Genomic DNA, 20,480 nt, shown 5'->3' on the forward strand with positions numbered 1-20,480 from the left:
GTCCCATGGAGGTCTCTTTGATCAATGAGGTGACTGAGATGATCGAATCCCCAGAATCACACGCAGAGATTAAATCGCTTTCTTGCGAATCATAACATAACTTCACAATTACGAGGCGAAGGTCTATAAGTTCTCGATTTTGGGCAATCTGCCTGCTTTGCGTCTGCCTACTTTGCCTGATGAGCGAGTGAAGGCGAATGAGCGGATGAGGACTGATGGCTAGGACTGATAGGTGAGCTTGATCGGGTTAGTACCTGTTGCTCAGAATTTGAGCGCATTCAACGCCTAAACCCTCAGCATTGACTGTTAAGGTATAGCTAGCGTTGGATGCACTAGCGCCGTGCTGCTTTGATATGCTGGTACGCCGCTTGGTCGATGGTTATTTGTCTATGACCGCTGGACTTGAGACTATAGCTATTGGACTAAGGACAATGACTATTGGACTAAGACTATCCAACGTGCCGAGTCCGAGATGAAGGAACCGTGGACTTAAACCAAATTTTTAAGACAGCTAACCCTGCGATTGGGGTGGTACATCTGCTGCCTTTGCCAACGTCTCCTCGCTGGCAGGGCGATTTGCATAGTGTGATTGCTCGCGCTGAGCAAGAGGCGACGGCGCTAGCCTCAGGCGGTGTTCATGGTCTGATTGTTGAGAACTTTTTCGATGCGCCGTTTGCCAAATCGCAAGTAGATCCAGTGGTGGTCAGTGCGATGACGCTGGTCGTGCAGCGTCTCTCTCAGCTAGTGCCTTTGCCGATTGGCATAAATGTGTTGCGTAATGATGCCTGTAGTGCGCTGGCGATCGCAGCCTGTACTAATGCAAAATTCATCCGAGTCAACGTGCTTTCTGGCGTGATGGCGACCGATCAGGGGCTGATAGAAGGCGATGCCCATCGGCTAATGCGCTACCGCCGTGAGCTAGGCGCAGACGTCAAGATCTTGGCAGATGTCTTAGTCAAGCATGCTCAGCCTCTGGGCCGTCCTAGCGTGACGACGGCTGTGCAAGATACTATCCATCGCGGCTTGGCTGATGGGGTGATTGTCTCGGGCACGGCGACTGGCCATGCACCAACCGTAGAAGACTTAGTCCGAGCTAGAGAGGCGGCAGGGGATACGCCTATCTTCATCGGCAGCGGCGCAACTATAGATAATATTGTTCACCTGATTCCGGCTGCTGATGGGGTAATAGTCTCTAGTTCGCTCAAACGAAAGGGTCAAATTGAGCAGCCAGTCGATCCGATTCGAGCTAGACAGTTTGTGACAGCGATGGCACAGGGCTTAACGCCTCGTCCGGTGGAGCGATCTACCGCGAACCGTTCTATGGCGTTGAATTAGGGATAAGTAAGTGGTGAGAAGCGCTAGCCTGGCGTTGAGTTGGGCACCGAGTTAGGCGTCGAGCTGAAAGTTTTCCGGGATCTAACGCCTGACGCTTCCGAAAAATTCAAGTATTATTGATAACCGAACGCTGACTGAATTTGTTGAATTTCATCCTTTAGGCATTTTTCTTATGAGACGTCGTCGCCAGGAAACGCTGTGGATCCATAAATGGTCTCGCCCGCTGATTGGCGCGATCGCCACCGTTGGTCTGATTGGAACCGGCTATCTAACTGCGACCAGGCTCGCAAATGCATCAGCGGTCTGTGGCAGTGGCTGCGGCAAGGTTCTTTCTAGCGATTGGGCGACCGTTTTGGGCCAGCCACTAACGCTGTTTGGCGCGCTGTCGTACTTGGCGATGCTGGTGCTGGCGATCGCACCGCTACTTGCGAATCCTGAGAAAGACAAAGAGCTACGGACGAAGCTAGAAGGAATTACCTGGCCGCTTTTGTTTGTGGGCGCAACGGGCATGATGGTCTTCAGCGGCTTCTTGATGTACGTGCTAGCCACTGACATTCGAGCGGTCTGCCCTTACTGCATTGGCTCAGCGGCGCTGACAGTCACTATGTTCTTACTGACGCTGTTTGGTCGTCGCTGGGACGATCGCGGTCAGCTTTTGTTTAGTGGCTCAATCATTGCGATGGTGGCACTAGTTGGCACATTGGGGATCTACGCGGTGCCTGGCGGTCCACTCAGCAGCGGGACGCAGGCAGCGGTGGTTGAAGAGCCAGGCGTGGGGCCACCCGTGACGACACCCTCTGGTGAAGCTGAAGCTTTGCTAGCTCAGCACCTAGCCGATATTGATGCAAAGATGTACGGCGCTTACTGGTGTCCGCACTGCCACGATCAAAAGCAGCTATTTGGTCAAACCGCTTCCAAAGATATTCCGTACATCGAATGCGCGCCTGACGGCAAGGCGTCTCAAACTACGCTTTGTCAGTCTGTTCCAGAACTTACTGGGTTCCCTACTTGGGAAGTGAACGGTCAATTTCTCTCTGGTTCTCAGAGTCTGCAAGCTTTAGCTGAGGCTTCTGGCTACGACGGCCCAACTGATTTTGTCAATACCGACGGATAAGCGCCGCTGATAACTCTGCTGCTGAGATATTACTAAACCCCTAGCGATCGCAGTCATCGTTAGGGGTTACTTTTTGTCCATCTGGTCTGTAGCTCCAGTTTTTCCGCTAGCTCTTGGCGAATCTGCTGCATGATCGAATCTTCGTCTAGCTCACTGAGGATTTCGGTAACGACAGCTTTGGGGCCACCCTTTCCCCAAGTCGCGCCGTTGGCTAGATAGGTTTTAGTGACTTGCGCGATCGCATAGGTAGACACGCCTGAAACTGTCGCCTGAGCCAAGGCCACTGACACATATGGGCTAGCGGTCAGCCCTCCGGTCGGAATAGCGGCGGCAGCTAAAACGCTCTTGAGCCCACTTAGCCCGAAGGTAATCGCTAGCTCGCTAACGGTCAGGCCACCTAATGAAAGGGCAATTTTCTTGAGGAGCTGGGCTGCTCCTTTTTGTGTCATTTCGATACCGTATAGCTTAGCTAGGGCAATAATCAGCGCCACATCGATGGCCGCGCCGCTGAGCAAATCGACTACTGTCAAAGGGTTAAGCGCGACCGCCACAGATTTGGTTAGAACGGTTTTCCAGATGGTGTCATCGGCAGCGCGATCGCGTAGAGCTAGCTTTTGCTCAACCACCTGCTGATTAATATCGTCGGCATATAGCAGCGTGTTGAGTGCGACTAGGGCTTTGCCCTCTCGCTGCAAAATCTCTAGAATCCTGAGCTTCAAATCAGTAACATCGGCTGGGCCACGCTCTGTGAATGTAGTAAGCTGGCCGCCTGGCTTTCTGACCGCCTTTTTGATCAGCGGTGCGGCTGCGGCTATGACGATATTTTCGGTAGGGATGCGATCGGCTAGATGGACGCTCTGGATCTTTTCCAGGATTTGGGCGCGATCGTTTTGGGCGTACTGATCGCTTTTGTTAAAGACGAGCAGAACCGGCTTGCCCGCCTGATAGAGTTCGAGCAGCGCATCGTGTTCTAGCTGGGTGAGATCGCTGGCCACGACAAAGAGAATGAGATCGGCTTGACGGGCAATTTTCTGAGCGATCGCCTGTCTTTCATCCCCGGCGACCTCATCAATTCCTGGCGTATCGATCAGTTCCACCCTAGCCGCTGCTCGACTAGAAACGGTTCGATCAGACGTTTGATCAGACACCTGGTCAGATGCTTGGCTAGAAAGCGTCGCCGAATAAATTTGCTGATCTTTTTCCACCTGCCAAGCAACGCCTTCTGCCTGCTGAGTTACCCCATGCAGCGGCCCAGTCTGAAAAACCGTTTGACCCACTAGCGCGTTTAGCAAAGAAGACTTGCCCCGACCGACCATGCCAAACGCGGCGATGTGTAGTACCTGATCTTCTAGCTTCTGGAGCACGCCGTGCAAATGGCCAATTTCCGCTGCTAGTCCGGCCTTTTCACGAGGTGAAAGGTCTAGAGAGGTAATCAGTTTTTTGACAGATGCGATCGCCTGCTGATAGCGCAAATCATCGGTTAGCTGATCAAAGGTGTCCATAGCCAAAAGCAGATCTTCTAGTAGCTCAAAGTATAGAAAGTTTGGGCTCTAAATCAGAGTGGGGTAAACCCGTCTAAGTCCCAAAGAAGTTCCAAAGAAGTCAGCAACCAAATTCTTCAGGAACGCACTTGGCAATCCAATATGGAGCGATCTGATTAAAGCGATCTGATTAAACAGTGAGAGAATCAAAGTAGTTATTTACACTTAAGAGTGCCTATGGAGTTTGAAAGTACTGCTCAAAGGGCCTGCTACAACAGAATCGTGCCTTGGATGCAGGATTTATTTGGCGAGGCTGCGGTTCTGTTTGAAGACGAGCCTCTATTTATCATTACTATTGGTTCAGCGGTCGCCTCGACTCGGGTGGTTCCCTGGGGTGAAAACGACGCCCTCATCACCACGCGATCGTTTGTAGTCACCGATGTCACCGTTACGCCAGAGCTTAGCTACTATTTGCTGAGGGCTAATAACGGCATCCACTTCGGTCGATTTGCGCTTGATGGCGAAAACGATATCGTCTTTGAGCACAGCTTAGTCGGGTCTACCTGCGATCAAATTGAACTCAAGCACTCGGTGACTACTGTCATTCGCCTCGCTGATGACTACGACGACGAAATTGTGGCTCGATGGGGTGGGCAAAGAGCGCTAGAGCGCTGGTCTTCGTGAATTGTCATCCAAGCCAGTCGTGCGAATTGGGATAGAGAAGAACGTTGCTGGTCGAATGAGATGGAGGAAAACTTTGCTGGTCAGATCCTGAAGGGACGCTCGTTTAAGCACCAAAATCTGACAGGAGCCAACTTTAGAGAGGCTCAGATCCAAGGCGCAAATTTTACTGGCGCTGTGCTCACGGGTGCAGATTTTAGTGCCGCCAAGGCTGGAGTAGGCTCTGGGCGCATTGCGAGTGTGCTCGTGCTAGTAGGGTTAAGCGGTTTTCTGCTGGGTCTGTTCGGAACGGCTGTATCCGATACCGTCAATACTATCTACCTGAGGTTTTTTGGCCCTTTAGATGGCATTATTGCCTTCTCTACGGTTGGCTTTTTTAGCTTCTTATTGCTTCGCTGGGATCTTACCGTGGCGATTTGGGGTACGGTTTTAGGCGGTTTGATCAACTGGATTGTATTATTTTGCTGGGAATACTTTCACTCTTTTGATTTTTTAGATGCGCTGCTAAGTTCCGAGTCGGTTACAGGCGGTGTGATCATCACCATTATTGCCTTTTGGATTGGGGCAAGTGTAATTATCAGTACTAGCGCCCTATTACTGTCGATCGCGCATTTTCGCTTTAATCTACGCGCTCGGTTCGGTTCCCTTGAGTACTCAGTGGCTATATTTGCTGCTTTGACCGCTTTGCCTGGAACCATAGAGCACGCTGGCTGGCTAGCAAAAATCAACGCCCCATTAGATACGGGCCTATTGTTTTGGCTGTGTTTGCACACTACCCGCCGCATCTTGACGGACCATCCGCGCTATAGCTGGTTGCGTAGGCCAGCGTTGGCGATCGCCAGCATAGGCAGCACTTGTTTTCGCCGGGCAGATTTATCTGAAGCGAATTTTTCCGGTGCCCGGCTCAACGCTGTTGACTTCGTGGGTGCTAATTTGGCTAGAACCCGGTTTCAGGACGCTCAGTCTTTGGACTATGGGCGAGTGGGTCAGACGCTTTTGCGACAGGCGGCGGTGCGATCGCTAGTCACTAGCCTAGAAGGACAGGGGAAATCCTATGCTGGCTGCAATTTGCGCGGTGCCTGTTTGCAGGGCGCTAATTTACGAGCAGCTGATTTTACGGGTGCCGATCTGTCGGATGCAGACTTGACGGGGGCCGATCTGTCAGCGGCTAATTTTACGCGATCGCAGCTATCAGGAGCCTGTTTGCGCGGTGTGCGGCTAACCAGTAGCTGCGTAGAATCTTGGAACATCGATACCGCGACCCAGCTAGAAGGCGTAGAGTGCGATTACATTTACCTCCTGAGCGACCAGCGTGAGCGTCGCCCTAGCCATGGCAATTTTCAGCTAGGCGATTTTACGAAGCTGTTTCAAGATGTGCTGCATACGGTAGATCTTATTTTTCGACAGGGCTTAGATATGTCTGCTTTTATGGCGGCATTTCAGCAGGTGCGCTCTACCGGCGAGGCTATGTCCGTTCGCAGCATCGAAAATAAAGGCGACGGGGTGGTGGTGGTCAGGGTAGAAGTGCCAGAGTCCGCTGATAAAAACCAAGTTCAAGCTTCATTGAACCAGGAATATGATCGGGCTTTGCAACAACTAGAAGCACGCTATCAGGCGGAGCTAGCGGCAAAAGACGCGCAGATAGATCTGTACAAGCAACATCGAAGTGAGCTGTCGCAGCTCACTCAGCTATTGACTCAGCAGGTGCCCCGACATCTGTCGATGGAGGGCAAGCGAATCGTGATCAAGATCGCTCAGCAAGAGGAAAAGGGACTGCCCGCCACTATGCAGATTGGTGATGAAGGGATAGCCGCTCAGCTAGAACAATCGGCATGGCTACCTGCTGCCGACCGATTGCTAGAAAGTAATGAGCAATGGCAGCGGGCTTATCGTCAGGTCGCCGACCGGCTGTCTCAGAATTTTCGGATCAGCGCCCTACCAGAGCAAATCACCAACGTTAGCTACTTGGAATGCTTTGAGCGCTGCTTAGCGTTAGAAAAAGAGCTGTCTAAGGGAGTGAATGATTGGCTGAGCTCAGATTCATTTCGGCCTATACGCGAAGCCTTGATGATGTCGCTGAAGCCAGAAGACTCTATTCGGTTCTTTTTGCAGACGAACGATTTGCGCCTGCGGGCGCTGCCTTTGCATTTATGGATGTGGTTTGACCACTATCGTCAGGCGGAGCTGGTATTGAGCGAGCCAAGCTATCGACGGTTGGCTTTAACGGATGTCGCCGCTAACCGTGAGGGCGGCGGCAGCGCTGATGATACAGCTCGTCAAGTGCGGGTGCTGGCGATTTTTGGCGACGGGCGTGGTTTGGATATCGAGCGCGATCGCAGACTGCTAGAGCAGCTTGCTGATGTCGCATTGACTTGTTTAGTAGAGCCGGAGCGATCGCACCTGAACGATACCCTTTGGTCCCAGCCATGGGACATACTCTTCTTCGCTGGACACAGTGCTAGCACTAATGGTCAACAGTCCCTTCGCCTCAGCCCAACCGAAAGCTTAACGCTGAGCGAACTCAAATACGCCCTTAGAAAAGCCACGGAGCGCGGCCTAAAACTCTCTATCCTTAACGCTTGTGACGGTCTTCAGCTCATCCAAGACTTACAGGATCATGGCAATCTGCCACCTACGATCGTGATGCGCTATCCGGTACCAGATGCCGTCGCCCAAGCTTTTCTCAAGCATTTCCTGACTGCCTTTTCTCAAGGCATTCCTCTGCATCAGTCCGTCAGAGATGCCAGAGAACAGCTGCAAGGTATAGAGTCTCGATTCCCTTTTGCATCCTGGCTACCTGTTTTGCATCAAAACCCAGCAACGCTACCCCTAACCTGGCCGATGTTGAAAAACTAATACAGCGTCTCGGGCGCATAATGCAAAAGGCGAGGCTGTGCCAAAAGGAAGCGCGAGTCACTACACAACCATTACAGCCCCGTACTTTTTCAAAAGCATGGGGCTGTAGCTCTAAAAATATGAATAGAGCCAGTCAACAAACGTGCTGACCAGCCTGAACTGTCAACTACCGACCCACGCCGATGTATTGGAAGCCGGCTGATTCCAGTGCTTTTTGATCGAGGAAGTTGCGACCATCAATCATCACTGGTGCATTCATCAGCCCAGCCATTTTGCCGTAGTCCAAGTTCTTGAACTTAGCCCAGTCGGTCACCAGCACTAGTGCGTCGCAGCCATCCGCTAGCCGCTCAGGATCGGTCTCAACAATAACGCCAGAAAGACCTTGGCTGACGCCGCTTTGCGACACAATTGGATCGTAGGCTTTGACCTTTGCACCGAGGCGATTGAGGTTGTCGATCATAATCAGCGAAGGCGCGTCGCGCATGTCGTCTGTGTCTGGCTTGAAGGTAAGACCTAGGAGGCCAACAGTCTTACCTTTCAAGATTTTGAGTACCTGCTGAAGTTTCTCAACGGTGAGTAGTCTTTGACGAGTATTTACATTGATAGTGGCTTTTAGCAGTTCAGCTTCGTAGCCATAGTCATCAGCGGTATGTACCAAAGCTGAGACATCTTTGGGAAAGCAGGAGCCGCCCCAGCCAATGCCCGCCTGCAAGAACTTGCTGCCAATGCGAGAGTCTAAGCCAATGCCAGCGGCGACCTGAGTGACGTCTGCACCGACGCGATCGCAGATATTAGCCACTTCGTTAATAAAGCTGATCTTGGTCGCCAAAAAGGCATTGGACGCATACTTGACCATCTCCGCAGAGCTAAGATCGGTCACCACGACAGGGACTGGCGACACAGAACTATCTTCAGAAAACTGCCGCTCTACCAAAGGCGTGTACAGCTCTTTCATCATGCCAATGGCCTTATCGCTGTTGCTACCTAGCACAATCCGATCGGGATTAAAGGTGTCATAGACAGCCGAGCCCTCTCGCAGAAATTCGGGGTTACTCACTACATCGAAAGCCGCCTCGCCGCCTCCACCATTCTGGCGCTCGTTCAAGCCATCTAGCACAATCATCCGTACCCAGTCGCCTGAACCAATAGGCACAGTTGATTTATTCACAATCACCTTGTAGCCACCGTTGAGATTTTCGCCGATGCCTCTTGCCACTGCTTCTACGTAGCGCGTATCACTTTCTCCAGTCGGTAATGCTGGCGTCCCCACCGCAATAAATAGAATCTCGCCATGAGTTACCCCTGCATTTAGATCAGACGTAAACTCTAGATTGCCAGACTCCATTGATGACTTCATCAAATCGGATAGCCCTGGCTCATAAATTGGCGACTGGCCGGACTTCATCAGCTGAACTTTCTGCTCATTGTTGTCAACGCACATGACGTGGTGACCGATATGGGACAAACAAACCCCAGTCACCAATCCTACATAGCCTGTTCCAATGACACACACACGCATAGCGATACCACTCTTTTTATTACGGGTTAAATGAATGACTAGTGAAATGAATACTGGTCAAATAGCGCCTGATACGCCTGACTAACGATTCCACATTAGGCAGTCAAGCTATCTCAAAATAGGCTGCTTATGAAGAGAAAACTGAGAAGACACTGATTCTTTGAGATGAAATTTTTAGGATGAAGCGAGCAGAGCTGCATTCCCACACAGCTCTATTTCTGTAGGCACTGGGTTATGTCGGTGTCTTCAAGCTCTCGCTCAAAGTGCCAGCGGCGTCCATGCGACTTCTAAAATCAGCAATAGTTTTCTCTAGTCCGGCTTCTAGTGCTACAGTTGGCTGCCAGCCCAGCAGTTTCTCAGCTTTCGTGATATCAGGCTTCCTTCGCTGTGGATCGTCTTGAGGTAAGGGACGATACTGAACTTCTGCATCCGGGTTCACCATCTTTTGGATAGTTTGAGCTAGCTGAAGAATGGTGTATTCTCCGGGGTTGCCGATATTAATAGGGCCGATATGATCGCTGTTCATCAGCCGGATGAACCCTTCTACTAGATCAGAGACATAGCAAAAGCTACGGGTCTGCGAGCCATCGCCGTATACGGTCAAAGGCTGACCACTCAGCGCCTGAACGATGAAGTTGCTGACGACACGACCGTCGTTTTCTAGCATGCGCGGGCCGTAGGTGTTGAAGATTCGCACAACTCGAATGTCAACATCATTTTGACGGTGATAGTCAAAGGAGAGAGTTTCGGCCATGCGTTTGCCTTCGTCGTAGCAACTGCGAATGCCGATGGGGTTGACACTACCGCGATACTCTTCTGGCTGAGGATGCACTTCAGGATCGCCATACACCTCAGAAGTTGAGGCCAGAAAGAAGCGAGCCTTGACCCGTTTGGCAAGACCCAGCATGTTGAGCGTTCCTAACACATTCGTCTTGACAGTCTTAACAGGGTTGTATTGATAGTGAACAGGCGATGCGGGACAAGCCAGATGATAGATCTGATCTACTTCTAGGCGAATGGGCTCGGTGATGTCATGGCGAATAAGCTCGAAATAGGGATTGTCCAGCCAACGTAGAATATTGCGTTTGTGACCGGTGTAGAAGTTGTCAAGACAGATAACTTCATGGTTCGCTGCCATGAGTCGATCAATCAAATGGGAGCCGATAAAGCCAGCACCCCCCGTGACTAGAATTCTCATAGGTTTCAATGTCTAAAGGACGCTAGCTATGGCTCTCTTCTTGTATGGACGTGGATAACTGCATAGATACCAAAGTAAGGGCCCAGGTCTTGTATAAAAAGATTCCAAAAGCCTAATAAGAGTTGACCGAGCTGCCTAGAAATGTATCAAAAAATTGTTAACTGCACTTAACAGTAGCTTTAGGTTTCACTAAAACTTCAATTGATTTTATCAATCCCCAAATGGTCCCAAACGACTCGTTCGTCAGCCAAAATTTACTAAAAGTGAGCCGCCTATATGAGATCAAGGAGGTATTGCTTAGGAACCTTAATACCAAGCGATGCGGTGCTTTTATGTAAAGCTATCCTATGTTTAGCCCGCTTTAGGTCAGCTTTAAGACGGCCATAAAAGCTTCTTGGGGCACATCGACAGTGCCAATCGATTTCAACCGCTTTTTACCTTTAGCCTGTTTTTTCAGCAGCTTTTTCTTTCTAGAAATGTCACCGCCATAGCATTTTGCCAACACATCCTTACGCAAGGCCGGAATGCTCTCACTGGCGATAATTCGGCTACCAATTGATGCTTGAACTGGAATTTTAAACTGGTGACGCGGGATCAGCTCCTTGAGCTTTTCGGTAAGGGCGCGGCCTACATAGTAGGCTTTATCGCGATGCACAATAGCCGCTAGTGGATCGACAGTATCTCCGTTGATCTTGACCTCTAGCTTAACTAGGTTGTTTTCTCGGTAGCCGATCAGCTGATATTCCATGCTGGCATAGCCGCGCGATCGCGACTTCATTTGATCAAAAAAGTCTGTCACCACTTCTGCTAAAGGCAGCTCATACACCAGCGTGGTTCGCCCTGGCGTCAGATACTTCATGTCTTGAAAATCTCCCCGGCGCGTCTGGCACAGTTCCATCAGCGTGCCGACAAATTCTTCTGGCGTGATGATATCTACCTTCACATAGGGCTCTTCAATTTTCTCTCGATACTGAGGATCAGGTAGCAGACTAGGATTATCAATCTCAATCACGTCTCCTTGAATGGTGTAGACCTTGTAGATAACCGAGGGCGCTGTCGTAATCAAATCGAGATTGTACTCACGCTCTAGCCTTTCTTGCACGATTTCCATATGCAACAGGCCCAAAAATCCGCAGCGAAAGCCAAAGCCCATCGCGCTCGAAGTTTCAGGTTCGTACTGCAAGGCCGCGTCATTCAGCCGCAGCTTGTCTAGCGCCTCACGCAGATCCTCATACTGGTCAGAGTCTGTGGGGAAAAGTCCACAGAAAACCATCGGTTTTGCTTCTATGTAGCCCGCTAAAGGCTTCTCGGCAGGGGCTTTGACCAGCGTGATCGTATCGCCGACACGAGCGTCTTCGACTGATTTTATTGAGGCCGCGATATAGCCGACTTCGCCTGCGTGCAGCTCGTCTACTGGAACCTGGTTGGGGGAGAGCACGCCAAGTTCATCAATGTCGTACTCTTTGCCAGAGGCCATCAGCCGGATGCGATCGCAATTTTTGATCACGCCATCCATCACCCGAAAATATACAATTACTCCTCGATAGCTGTCGTAATAGCTATCAAAAATTAGAGCTCGCACCGGGGCTTGCGTGTTATCTGCTGGCGGCGGCACTAGATAAGTAATCGATTCTAAGATCTCGGTAATGCCGATACCTTCTTTGGCCGAGGCCATCACCGCATTGCTACAGTCAAGGCCGACGATTTCTTCGATTTCTTGCTTGACTCTCTCAGGATCGGCCCCCGGCAGATCTACCTTGTTCAGCACCGGAATCACTTCTAGATCGTTCTCAATTGCTAGATAGACATTGGCCAGCGTCTGCGCTTCTACCCCCTGGGAAGCATCGACCACTAGCAGCGCTCCTTCGCAAGCCGCTAGCGATCTAGACACTTCGTAGGTAAAATCTACATGCCCAGGGGTATCGATTAAATTAAGTACGTATTGCTCACCATCTTTGGCCGTATAGTTCATCCGAGCGGCCTGTAGCTTGATGGTAATGCCGCGCTCTCGTTCAATATCCATCGAGTCGAGAAACTGCGCCTTCATATCGCGATCGCTGACTGTACCTGTTTCTTGCAGCAGCCTGTCGGCCAGTGTAGACTTGCCGTGATCAATATGGGCGATGATAGAGAAATTCCGCAGTCTTGAGACAGGTACATCAGTCATGAATGGGCCAGTAAGGAAAAATTAGAAGCAGGAATACAGATTAAAAAGCCGGTAAGCAAGCCTGAACTTATACTAAGTCTTACTGCATACGTCTGAAACCGCCAATGTCTGAAAGCAAGCGTTGCTTCTAGAAAGATTAAGTTGAAAGCGCAAGTGAATGAGTCAGCTCTTTGGGTGGGCTTTATATCTCTATAAGTGCTGTAGGCGTAAGCGCTCTACAAGCGCTTCTATAAGCGCTATGTGGGAGCAGTGTGAAAGTATAGGCTTTGTTGCCCACAATTTTGCCTAAGGGGCCTCGGCTAAACTGGTTAGCTATCGTAGCAAGTACAGCAATAGGCGATAACCTTTAGACAGTTTGGTTCATATTTTCAAAGGGTTCACATCTACATAGATAGAGTATAGATAGGAGTTGCTAGGTCGAGGGAGCGCTTAGCGAGAGAACGACGAGTCAAGACGCCGACTAGCGCCTTACTTCGATCTTCAGGTAATTCCATCTCCTGCTTTCCGTTTCAAAAGAACACGCTTAAAAATAATCTTTAACCCGTCTACAATGTCTCGGTCTGCCCGTCCTTCTTCTAACTCGATTGACCTGGCTGTGGTGTCTAGTATTGGCTCAGCTAATAGGACAGCGGAGACTGCTGAGCAGTCAAATACGCTGGTCGTTGTACATACGGTAGAAGGCAAGATTCTATCAATGCATTGGCCTCAGGCCACCGACTGCGGCAATCTGACGGAGGATGATTGTTATGTGGACCAGTCGATTGAATCACTGTTTGGACCAGTTGCTATCGTGCCTTATATGGAGCATGTCCGACAGGTTGTCGAGCAGCAAGCACCCAAGGAGTTTCAGTGCGTTGTCCGCTGTGGACAGCAGCCAGTAGGATTTGATTTTGTACTTAGCCCTCTGCCTGCCAAATCAGCACCCACAGAACCAGCCTCTACGGATGGATTGCAGGTAGATAGAGACACGGCAGAGGATTTGGCAGCAACTGCCCTGAATGCGGCTGGCGTAGTCGGCGTTGGTCGACGCATCGTACCCCAGCCAATTCAAATCACGGCTACTAGCTCAATCTCTGATAATGGTGGCAGCAGCTATTATGCGCTGTTAGCTAGCGTGGCTTCTAGCATTCGTAAGACGCTAGATCTCAAGACAATCTGGCAGCAGACGGTCAACGGCTTAGGTCGTTTGCTGACGCTAGATCGTTGTTTGGTTTGTGATTATTCGCAGGCGATGCAGACGATAACGGTAGTGGCCGAGTACTATCAGCCTAGCTTGCATCCCTGTTTGGGTAAGACTTTTGAACTATCTGCTAAGTCTGATTTTTTGGATACGCTGCAGAATCTAGAGCCGGTAATCTCAGATTTTGAACAGAGTGGGGGGGAGTTGCCCTACACGGTATTGACTATTGCTACCTGCTATCGCCAGGAGCCCAACAGCATCTTGGTGCTACAGCAGCCACCTAGACAGCCCTGGCAACCTTTTGAGATTGATCTAATTAGGGAGCTGACAGATCAGGTGGGAACTGCGATCGCCCATGCCAAACTCTTTAGCGAAAGTGAAGCCATCACTCGGGAGCTTCGTACCAAGTCTAGAGCCCTGCGCCAGACCAATAGTGAACTCACCCGTAAGCATCAAGAGCTAGAAGAAGCCAAGCGCCAGGCCGAAGAAGCCTCAAGGCGCAAAAGTGAGTTCTTAGCTAATACTTCTCACGAACTAAGAACGCCTCTAAACGGCATGATTGGCTTTTTGCGCCTGGTCTTAGACGATATGGCGGACGACGAGGAAGAGCAGCTTGAGTTTATTCAAGAGTCTCACAATTCGGCTATTCATCTGCTGAATTTGATCAATGACGTATTGGATATCGCCAAGATCGAGGCGAACAAGATGGAGCTTGAGTTTAGCGCTGTCAGTCTGCAAGAGCTGATAGAAGAGATCGAAAAATCTCAGCGGACTCATATTGAAAACCGAGGGTTAGAATTCAATATCGTGTTGCCAGCAACCCTAGATGAAATCAAGCTGTATAGCAACTATCAGAGGCTGAAGCAGGTGCTGTTAAACCTAGTGAGCAATGCTAACAAGTTCACCCATGAAGGCAGTATTACGATCGTTGCCGAGATCAAGCCTCAGCCGTTCGAGTTTGATGAACAAATGTGGCCAGGACTGGTCAAGATCAGCGTGGCAGACACTGGGATCGGAGTTTCGCTAGAAAAGCAGGATCGGTTGTTTCAGACCTTTAGCCAGGTGGATAGCACCCGCACTCGCCAGTATGAGGGCACAGGACTAGGGTTAGCTATCTCTCAACGGCTGGTTGAAGCTATGGGTGGAACAGTGAAGTTTGTCAGTATGGGTGAAGGGTTAGGTGCAACCGTGACGTTTACAACGGTTCTGTATCAAGAGCCTGTAATGGAACTAGGCGCTACGTAGTTTTGCTTTGCGTCTTGCTCTGTAGTCGGTTCTACGGCTGGTTCAACGTAGCGGGCTCTAGCGATTTTGGTTTCGTTTAGCTGCTTGGCGATCGCCTGCCAATCTTCTGCTTCTAAAGCCTGGATGGTGTGGTCGATCGACTGTCGGTATTGTTTAAGCGATCGCAAGACCTCGTTCCGGTTGTACTGAGCCATCATCAGTCCTAGCTCTGGATTGCCACCGCCGACTCGGCTGGTATCTCTAAATCCAGAACTGGCAAATTTTTCAGCGAGTTTTCTAACGGTCCCGTCAGGTTCGCTGCTAGCTGAGTGAATTAGGCCAGAGCTAACCATGACAGGTAGATGCGAAATCCAGGCAACCGCCCGGTCGTGATCTGTCGGGGAGCAACGGTAGATCTGTGAGCCAAGCTGCGTCGCTAGCTGTTCGACTCGGGCGATCGCCTCGCTATTAGTGGGTGGCAGCGGCTGCTCTATAGGCGTAATCACATAAGAATTTCCTTGAAATAAGCCCGCTTCTGCCGCCTCCAACCCCGCCTCGCTTTTGCCGCTCATCGGATGGCCACCGACAAACAGCGGCCAGTATCTGGTCGCTGGCTCTACTATTGCCGCTTTTACAGAGCCCACATCTGTCACCACAGCAGTTGACTTTAATATCTTCGATAGGACCATCACTGTAGGCACTATCGTGGCAATCGGTGTACAAATAAACACAGCATCACAATCAGCCAAACTAGTAAGCTGAACATCAGCGCAGTGAACGATGTCGCGATCAAGGGCCTGCTGACAGGTTTCTATCCGCCGGGCCACACCATAGATTTGATGACCCGCCGCCTTCAGATCTACTCCCAGACAGCCACCGATTAACCCTAGGCCAACAATTCCAATTTTCATTTCGTCCTTCGATTACTAAGTCGCACCTATTGATGCGAGCCTCTATGCTCTATGGCCACCTTCTATGGCCCACTTTTTCCTTTCGACTGAATGAGCCTAGAATCTACACCCTACTACTCGAACGATGTGTCACAATAAAACCCACCCGAAGTCACCGCCCATCAAGCAGTTCCGCATGCCTGCCACCTTACACATACGCCTGTGATCGAAACAGAAGTTCACCAGCGCCTTCGGGCCTATCTGCGAGAGCAGGGTCATACTCAGTGGCCTCATCATCTGACGATGGCCCGGCTAGTGGCCAGAGCGTTGAGGGTCGGACGCAGTGCTTTGGTGCAAACAGACAGCCTGAGCGCTTACCAAGGGACCCACCGGCTGAGCTACCTGATTGCAGCGCTGCTATGGCCTGAGCCTGCGATATTAGCACTTCCTGACAGACTTCTAGAGCTAGTGTTGCAGCAAGATATTCCTGACCTACAGCGGCGGCTACCTGTCGTTAAGCCTGTACAAACGGGGGATAGATGGCCAGAGGACTCGTTTAGAGGGCTGCTGGTAACCTCGGCTGAAGGGTGGCTGCGCGATCGCCTCTCTGGCTCTAAGATGTCTAGTCCTGAAGCCTTTAGTCTTGAAGCCTCTGGTTCTAAACCCTCTTCTGCGGCGTTCTCAGCAAAGACCACCGGTCGCTTCCCTGACGGTATTCCCACAATTATTGATGGTGCTAGCGATCTAGAAAAGTGGATTAGGACAGAACTGAGCACGACCCTACCGCCTCAAGCGTGGGAGTCGCTGATGCTTGCCTATCCAGCTGATCGCGAGCGGATTCTCGATCTGCGTGTGCGACTGACTCACACTATTCTTCAACATCCGGCGAATCCATACAGCTGCCACCTGATAGATGTTCCCGAGCGGACGCTATTGAATGAACTCCGCGAGCTGTTGATGGCCTATGGAGTGATGGCTTATGGAGAAGGCGCTCAGATGCCTACGGCCTGGCGGGCTTTCTGGCAGCAGCTCGACCAGCCTGGTCAATTGGCCTGGGCTCAGATGAACCGTGAGCTTGGTAGCTTTGCACTCTGCTGCTGCCCTACTGATATTGATTGCACGCTAGTTCCCGTTTGGCAGCGACAGCCGGTGGTCTTGGTAGGTGCGGCCCTAGATATGGATGCTCAGGCCGTGCGATATCGTGACCGCTTAGGTCTAGGAGACATGACCTGTCTGCGTTTTGGCCCAGATCGGCACAACGATCTGATACAGCTCTATCTGCCTGACCGCCTACCTATGCCAAATACCAGCCACTTCAAGGCCGCTGCGCTAGAAGAAATCAGACGATTGCTAGGTGCTAAGCAGATGATGGATGAAAGCCCCCAAGCTGATCCTCTCAACGCTGGTCCTACCGTGATCATTGTGGGTGATGTGCCTTTGAGGGCGCAGTTTGCGTCTGTACTAGCCGCTGAGTTTGGCTCTAGAGTGCAGGTCGAATCTGGGGTAGACAGTCGCCAAGGGGTGTTGATCACGGGCTGGGAGTACTGGCGATCGCACCAGTCACAGTTCACAACGCCAAGCCTAATGATTATTACAACGCTGCCGATTCCCTCTCTAGAAAATCCGCTGGTAGCTGGGCGAGTTGCTATGTACAAGCGACGACAGCAAGACTGGTTCAAAGCCTATCTTCTCCCTGAAGCGCTGAGTATGCTACAGCACGCGATCGCCCCGGTGCGATCGTTAAATTCTACTAAGATAAATTCTACTAAGAATAGATCGCATCATCGCCCAGAGAACCACCACCTAGATGATTCTCCAAACAGCTACAGCTCCTCTGGATACAGCCTGGGCAGCGCTTTTTCAGAACATAACTTTCCCGATAGCCCTGTCAGCGGCGTAGTTGCCATCCTCGATAACCGAATTAACCATCGTAGCTATGGCAGACAGCTTCTAGCCGCGCTCAGTCCTGCTGCTCGCAGCAGCTACCTTGATGTTGGCTGGTTTGCACCTTATGCAGACCGGTGTTGAACCTCTGCTTTGAACCTGGTTCTGCTGGAATCTCGAAAGCTGTGGTTTTCTCCTAGCTCTTGTCGGCTCTCTAAACAAATAATAATTTAGCCCGCCCCAACAGAGGTTCAGTAATCAGGGCCGCTATGATAAACCCAAAGTCACTACTAGCGAGTAGAATCCGGTAGACCCATGGGAGAATCCAGACGCCGCAGAGAAGAACTAGGCGAAAAATACGGCCAGCCTGAACCGGTTATGCGTGGCATCCCGATCAGTAAAGAAACTGCCGCTAAGTTTGTCACTTGGTCTAGCCGAGGGGCGTGGGCAGGCATCATATTAATGGTTGCTGCTTGGCTGACGATTCGCTTTATTGGCCCAGGCTTTGGCTGGTGGACGCTGACGAACTAGTCACCTGTATCAAGTCGTGTAATGAGGCGTGTATAGGGTGCGCGTAGACAGCAGCCTTTCGGACGGCAGCCTTTCGGATAGCCGCCACTGCCTGTGGCTTGTGAGTTTGACCCCTAGCGCTATAACTATATTGTTACTATAGACGTCTACCAAAGTTTTCCTTACTTGCCATAGACAAGTAAGATGTGCTTGTCAAGTTTTGTCATTTTTTTTGATCCCCTCTGCTCTATTCCCATCAATCTGACGCAATTGCGTTAGAACGAAGTAACAGCTTTTACAGCGTGCTATTACGTATGTCCTTCGATGGATATTTGAAGAGCTCTCTGCAGAAATTGTCATTTTGAACTAGGATACAGGCGCTAGGAGTTAACATATCTTAAAACGCTGGCCCGGCGTTTGATAGTTTTAGGTTTGGATTAGGCAGGCTTAATCGAGTGATTTCGACAGCTACGAAATCCATTTGACGCCCGAAACACCTGAATAGCCTAGATGGCCCTTGTCAAAGTATCGCTAATCAAGCCTATCCTCTCAAAACATTAAAAAAGTATTAAACAGACCGTGTAAGATTATATAGTGGTGTAGGAGACAGTCAATGTTTGTCAGACTTGCAGATCAGCACCGTCAGTTTGTTCAAGATCTTGTATTGAACTTGAAGGCAATGGCGTTGGTGCTAGAGAAAAGAGGATACCTAGCTTCTTGCTATACATGTGGAGATGAGCTAAACAGCGCTTCCTTCATGGTAAGCCTAGGTGGGGATCATTTGATTAGATTTCTAGTCTCTGACTATGGAATCACCTGGACAGAGATGCGTGACGATCGAGAGCTGATGAAGTTAGAAGGTGCTGAGGCTATTAATCAGCTTCAGGAGCTAGCAAACTTGATCAAATATCAGGTTAGTCCGGCTGAGTGCGAAGCTGTTGCTTAGTAATTGGCTTCAGTTAGGCTTTGGTAATCGATTACTCAGTCAGTTGCCTAATTATTGGCTATCCAATTATCTAAATAGCCTGTTTATAGACAGCTTACAAAGCACTTTCCCCAGAAATATTACCGTAAAGTCTAGGCCAGCGACCTAGACTTTTTTTGTGATTAACGCTGTATTCAACTACTGGCTTCACTTTATCTAATCGAGCGGTACACAGTACAATCAGATGGAAGCCAGTCAAGTAAGGACGATTCTGTCGCGGACCGCGCTTTCTATAGACTGAGCTAGGGCGTAATGCTGCATTAGATAATGGACGGTATTGTCTCGGCCTTGAGCAAGGGTTTCCCCCTGATAGCAATACCAGGTGCCCTGACGGTCGATGACGCCCGCTTGTTGTGCTAAGTCGAAGATACAGCCTGCTTTTGATATCCCATTGCCGAATAAAATATCGAATTCTGCGACTCGACACGGTGGCGCGACTTTGTTTTTGACGGCGTTGACCCTAACCCGCATACCGAAGTTGTCATTGCCTTTTCTAAGTGCTTGGACTCGGCGAATGTCTAATCGAACAGAGGCGTAGAATTTCAGAGCGTTGCCACCTGTGGTCACCTCTGGGCTGCCATAGAGGACGCCGATCTTTTGTCTTAGCTGGTTAAGGAAGATGACGGTACAGCCAGATTTACCGATACTGCCAGTAATTTTTCTGAGCGCCTGGCTCATTAGCCTCGCCTGTAAGCCTACAGAGCGATCGCCCATCTCTCCTTCAATTTCGGCGCGAGGAACTAGGGCTGCTACAGAATCAATAGCAACAATGTCTACTGCCGAGGATCGAACCAGCCGGTCGGTGATTTCTAAAGCCATTTCTCCACTGTCGGGCTGAGCGACTAGTAAGGTGCTGGTGTCGACGCCGATGGCGGCAGCATAGCTAGGATCTAGAGCGTGTTCGGCATCGATAAACGCAGCCGTGCCCCCCTGAGACTGAATAGATGCGATCGCATGCAAAGCCAACGTAGTTTTTCCGGCACTTTCTGGTCCGAATATCTCGATTACCCGTCCTTTTGGCAGGCCACCGCCTAAAGCTATATCCAAGGTCAACGCGCCTGTTGAAATTCTTTCTACCTGTAGGTTACAGGTCTGACCTAGTCGCATGATTGAGCCCTGGCCCCAACTCCGCTCAATTTGAGCTACCACGCTGCCCAGTACCCGCTTTCGTTCTGCAATATCTGCTGTAGCTGGCGTTGCTCGTCCGTTGAGAAGGTAAGCCATAGGAGTCTAAAGAAAGAAAAGTTTGAGAGCCGATGTAAAACGCATGTACTAATATGTATCTGATTTGTTTGATGCTGTCTAGTAGTAAAAGCTATATTCTGTGAGCAGCCCCTAGTCGATAACGTCTCTCAGCGAAGGTCTCTGGCAGACAGCAGCGTCCTGTGCATTGATGAAATCCTGTGCGCTGATCAACACAGGAAAGGAAAGGTCTTGTAAAAGGGACTGTAGGGAG

The 20,480-nt window shown here is 50.4% G+C and carries 14 protein-coding genes; 8 read left to right on the plus strand and 6 right to left on the minus strand.

Translation table 11 applies throughout. The annotated features are described in order from the left end of the window. The first annotated feature begins 483 nt into the window (after positions 1-483). Complete coding sequence (gene btpA, locus IQ256_RS03575) at positions 484-1,335, plus strand: photosystem I biogenesis protein BtpA (RefSeq protein ID WP_193854189.1); 852 nt, start codon at positions 484-486, stop codon at positions 1,333-1,335. Between the two features lie 172 nt (positions 1,336-1,507). Beyond that, positions 1,508-2,449 carry a vitamin K epoxide reductase family protein gene (locus IQ256_RS03580; protein ID WP_193854190.1) on the plus strand — a complete coding sequence of 314 codons (942 nt, stop codon included), beginning with the start codon at positions 1,508-1,510 and terminating at the stop codon, positions 2,447-2,449. 59 nt (positions 2,450-2,508) lie between these two features. Here IQ256_RS03580 and IQ256_RS03585 read toward each other — a convergent pair whose 3' ends face one another. Further along, positions 2,509-3,951, minus strand: a complete 1,443-nt coding sequence (locus IQ256_RS03585) for a DUF697 domain-containing protein (RefSeq protein ID WP_193854191.1) — start codon at positions 3,949-3,951, stop codon at positions 2,509-2,511. Between the two features lie 216 nt (positions 3,952-4,167). Between IQ256_RS03585 and IQ256_RS03590 the strand changes: the two genes are divergently transcribed. Both IQ256_RS03590 and IQ256_RS03595 read left to right on the plus strand, forming a co-directional pair. Further along, positions 4,168-4,614, plus strand: a complete 447-nt coding sequence (locus IQ256_RS03590; RefSeq protein ID WP_193854192.1) for a YbjN domain-containing protein — start codon at positions 4,168-4,170, stop codon at positions 4,612-4,614. Positions 4,615-4,674: 60 nt separating this feature from the next. Continuing rightward, complete coding sequence (locus tag IQ256_RS03595) at positions 4,675-7,467, plus strand: pentapeptide repeat-containing protein (RefSeq protein ID WP_193854193.1); 2,793 nt, start codon at positions 4,675-4,677, stop codon at positions 7,465-7,467. 166 nt (positions 7,468-7,633) lie between these two features. Here the strand turns inward: IQ256_RS03595 and IQ256_RS03600 are convergent, their stop codons facing one another. The 3 genes from IQ256_RS03600 to lepA all read right to left on the minus strand — a co-directional run bounded on the left by IQ256_RS03600 (position 7,634) and on the right by lepA (position 12,351). Continuing rightward, complete coding sequence (locus tag IQ256_RS03600) at positions 7,634-8,986, minus strand: UDP-glucose/GDP-mannose dehydrogenase family protein (RefSeq protein WP_193854194.1); 1,353 nt, start codon at positions 8,984-8,986, stop codon at positions 7,634-7,636. 232 nt (positions 8,987-9,218) lie between these two features. Next, the gene (locus IQ256_RS03605; protein WP_193854195.1) at positions 9,219-10,184 is read right to left on the minus strand and encodes a UDP-glucuronic acid decarboxylase family protein; all 966 of its coding nucleotides are present in this window, start codon (positions 10,182-10,184) and stop codon (positions 9,219-9,221) included. A 361-nt stretch (positions 10,185-10,545) separates the two neighbouring features. Next, positions 10,546-12,351 carry a translation elongation factor 4 gene (gene lepA, locus IQ256_RS03610; RefSeq protein WP_193854196.1) on the minus strand — a complete coding sequence of 602 codons (1,806 nt, stop codon included), beginning with the start codon at positions 12,349-12,351 and terminating at the stop codon, positions 10,546-10,548. Between the two features lie 550 nt (positions 12,352-12,901). Here lepA and IQ256_RS03615 point away from each other — a divergent pair. After that, positions 12,902-14,776 (plus strand): ATP-binding protein, encoded by a 1,875-nt coding sequence (locus IQ256_RS03615; protein ID WP_193854197.1) that lies wholly within the window; start codon positions 12,902-12,904, stop codon positions 14,774-14,776. On the opposite strand, the gene IQ256_RS03620 is transcribed toward IQ256_RS03615, so the two are convergent. Then, positions 14,743-15,666, minus strand: a complete 924-nt coding sequence (locus IQ256_RS03620) for a prephenate/arogenate dehydrogenase (RefSeq protein WP_193854198.1) — start codon at positions 15,664-15,666, stop codon at positions 14,743-14,745. The two genes, IQ256_RS03615 and IQ256_RS03620, sit on opposite strands and share 34 nt — an antisense overlap. A gap of 201 nt (positions 15,667-15,867) precedes the next feature. Here IQ256_RS03620 and IQ256_RS03625 point away from each other — a divergent pair, with 201 nt between their 5' ends. The 3 genes from IQ256_RS03625 to IQ256_RS03635 all read left to right on the plus strand — a co-directional run bounded on the left by IQ256_RS03625 (position 15,868) and on the right by IQ256_RS03635 (position 18,985). Next, positions 15,868-17,673: an ATP-dependent DNA helicase gene (locus IQ256_RS03625; RefSeq protein WP_193854199.1), complete on the plus strand. Its 1,806-nt coding sequence runs from the start codon at positions 15,868-15,870 to the stop codon at positions 17,671-17,673. 171 nt (positions 17,674-17,844) lie between these two features. After that, positions 17,845-18,060: a DUF2839 domain-containing protein gene (locus tag IQ256_RS03630; RefSeq protein WP_193854200.1), complete on the plus strand. Its 216-nt coding sequence runs from the start codon at positions 17,845-17,847 to the stop codon at positions 18,058-18,060. A gap of 592 nt (positions 18,061-18,652) precedes the next feature. Next, positions 18,653-18,985, plus strand: a complete 333-nt coding sequence (locus IQ256_RS03635) for a DUF1815 family protein (RefSeq protein WP_193854201.1) — start codon at positions 18,653-18,655, stop codon at positions 18,983-18,985. Between the two features lie 234 nt (positions 18,986-19,219). Here IQ256_RS03635 and recA read toward each other — a convergent pair whose 3' ends face one another. Then, complete coding sequence (gene recA, locus IQ256_RS03640; RefSeq protein WP_193854202.1) at positions 19,220-20,248, minus strand: recombinase RecA; 1,029 nt, start codon at positions 20,246-20,248, stop codon at positions 19,220-19,222. Between the last annotated feature and the right edge of the window lie 232 nt (positions 20,249-20,480).

The sequence above is a fragment of the cf. Phormidesmis sp. LEGE 11477 genome (assembly GCF_015207105.1).
Lineage (GTDB): Bacteria > Cyanobacteriota > Cyanobacteriia > Phormidesmidales > Phormidesmidaceae > Phormidesmis.

What these genes read in the sequence shown, in the direction of transcription:
- IQ256_RS03580 (WP_193854190.1), top strand. Translation starts at nt 1,508, where the DNA reads ATGAGACGTCGTCGCCAGGAAACGCTGTGGATCCATAAATGGTCTCGC.
- IQ256_RS03585 (WP_193854191.1), bottom strand. Translation starts at nt 3,951, where the DNA reads ATGGACACCTTTGATCAGCTAACCGATGATTTGCGCTATCAGCAGGCG.
- IQ256_RS03590 (WP_193854192.1), top strand. Translation starts at nt 4,168, where the DNA reads ATGGAGTTTGAAAGTACTGCTCAAAGGGCCTGCTACAACAGAATCGTG.
- IQ256_RS03595 (WP_193854193.1), top strand. Translation starts at nt 4,675, where the DNA reads ATGGAGGAAAACTTTGCTGGTCAGATCCTGAAGGGACGCTCGTTTAAG.
- IQ256_RS03600 (WP_193854194.1), bottom strand. Translation starts at nt 8,986, where the DNA reads ATGCGTGTGTGTGTCATTGGAACAGGCTATGTAGGATTGGTGACTGGG.
- IQ256_RS03605 (WP_193854195.1), bottom strand. Translation starts at nt 10,184, where the DNA reads ATGAGAATTCTAGTCACGGGGGGTGCTGGCTTTATCGGCTCCCATTTG.
- lepA (WP_193854196.1), bottom strand. Translation starts at nt 12,351, where the DNA reads ATGACTGATGTACCTGTCTCAAGACTGCGGAATTTCTCTATCATCGCC.
- IQ256_RS03615 (WP_193854197.1), top strand. Translation starts at nt 12,902, where the DNA reads ATGTCTCGGTCTGCCCGTCCTTCTTCTAACTCGATTGACCTGGCTGTG.
- IQ256_RS03620 (WP_193854198.1), bottom strand. Translation starts at nt 15,666, where the DNA reads ATGAAAATTGGAATTGTTGGCCTAGGGTTAATCGGTGGCTGTCTGGGA.
- IQ256_RS03630 (WP_193854200.1), top strand. Translation starts at nt 17,845, where the DNA reads ATGGGAGAATCCAGACGCCGCAGAGAAGAACTAGGCGAAAAATACGGC.
- IQ256_RS03635 (WP_193854201.1), top strand. Translation starts at nt 18,653, where the DNA reads ATGTTTGTCAGACTTGCAGATCAGCACCGTCAGTTTGTTCAAGATCTT.
- recA (WP_193854202.1), bottom strand. Translation starts at nt 20,248, where the DNA reads ATGGCTTACCTTCTCAACGGACGAGCAACGCCAGCTACAGCAGATATT.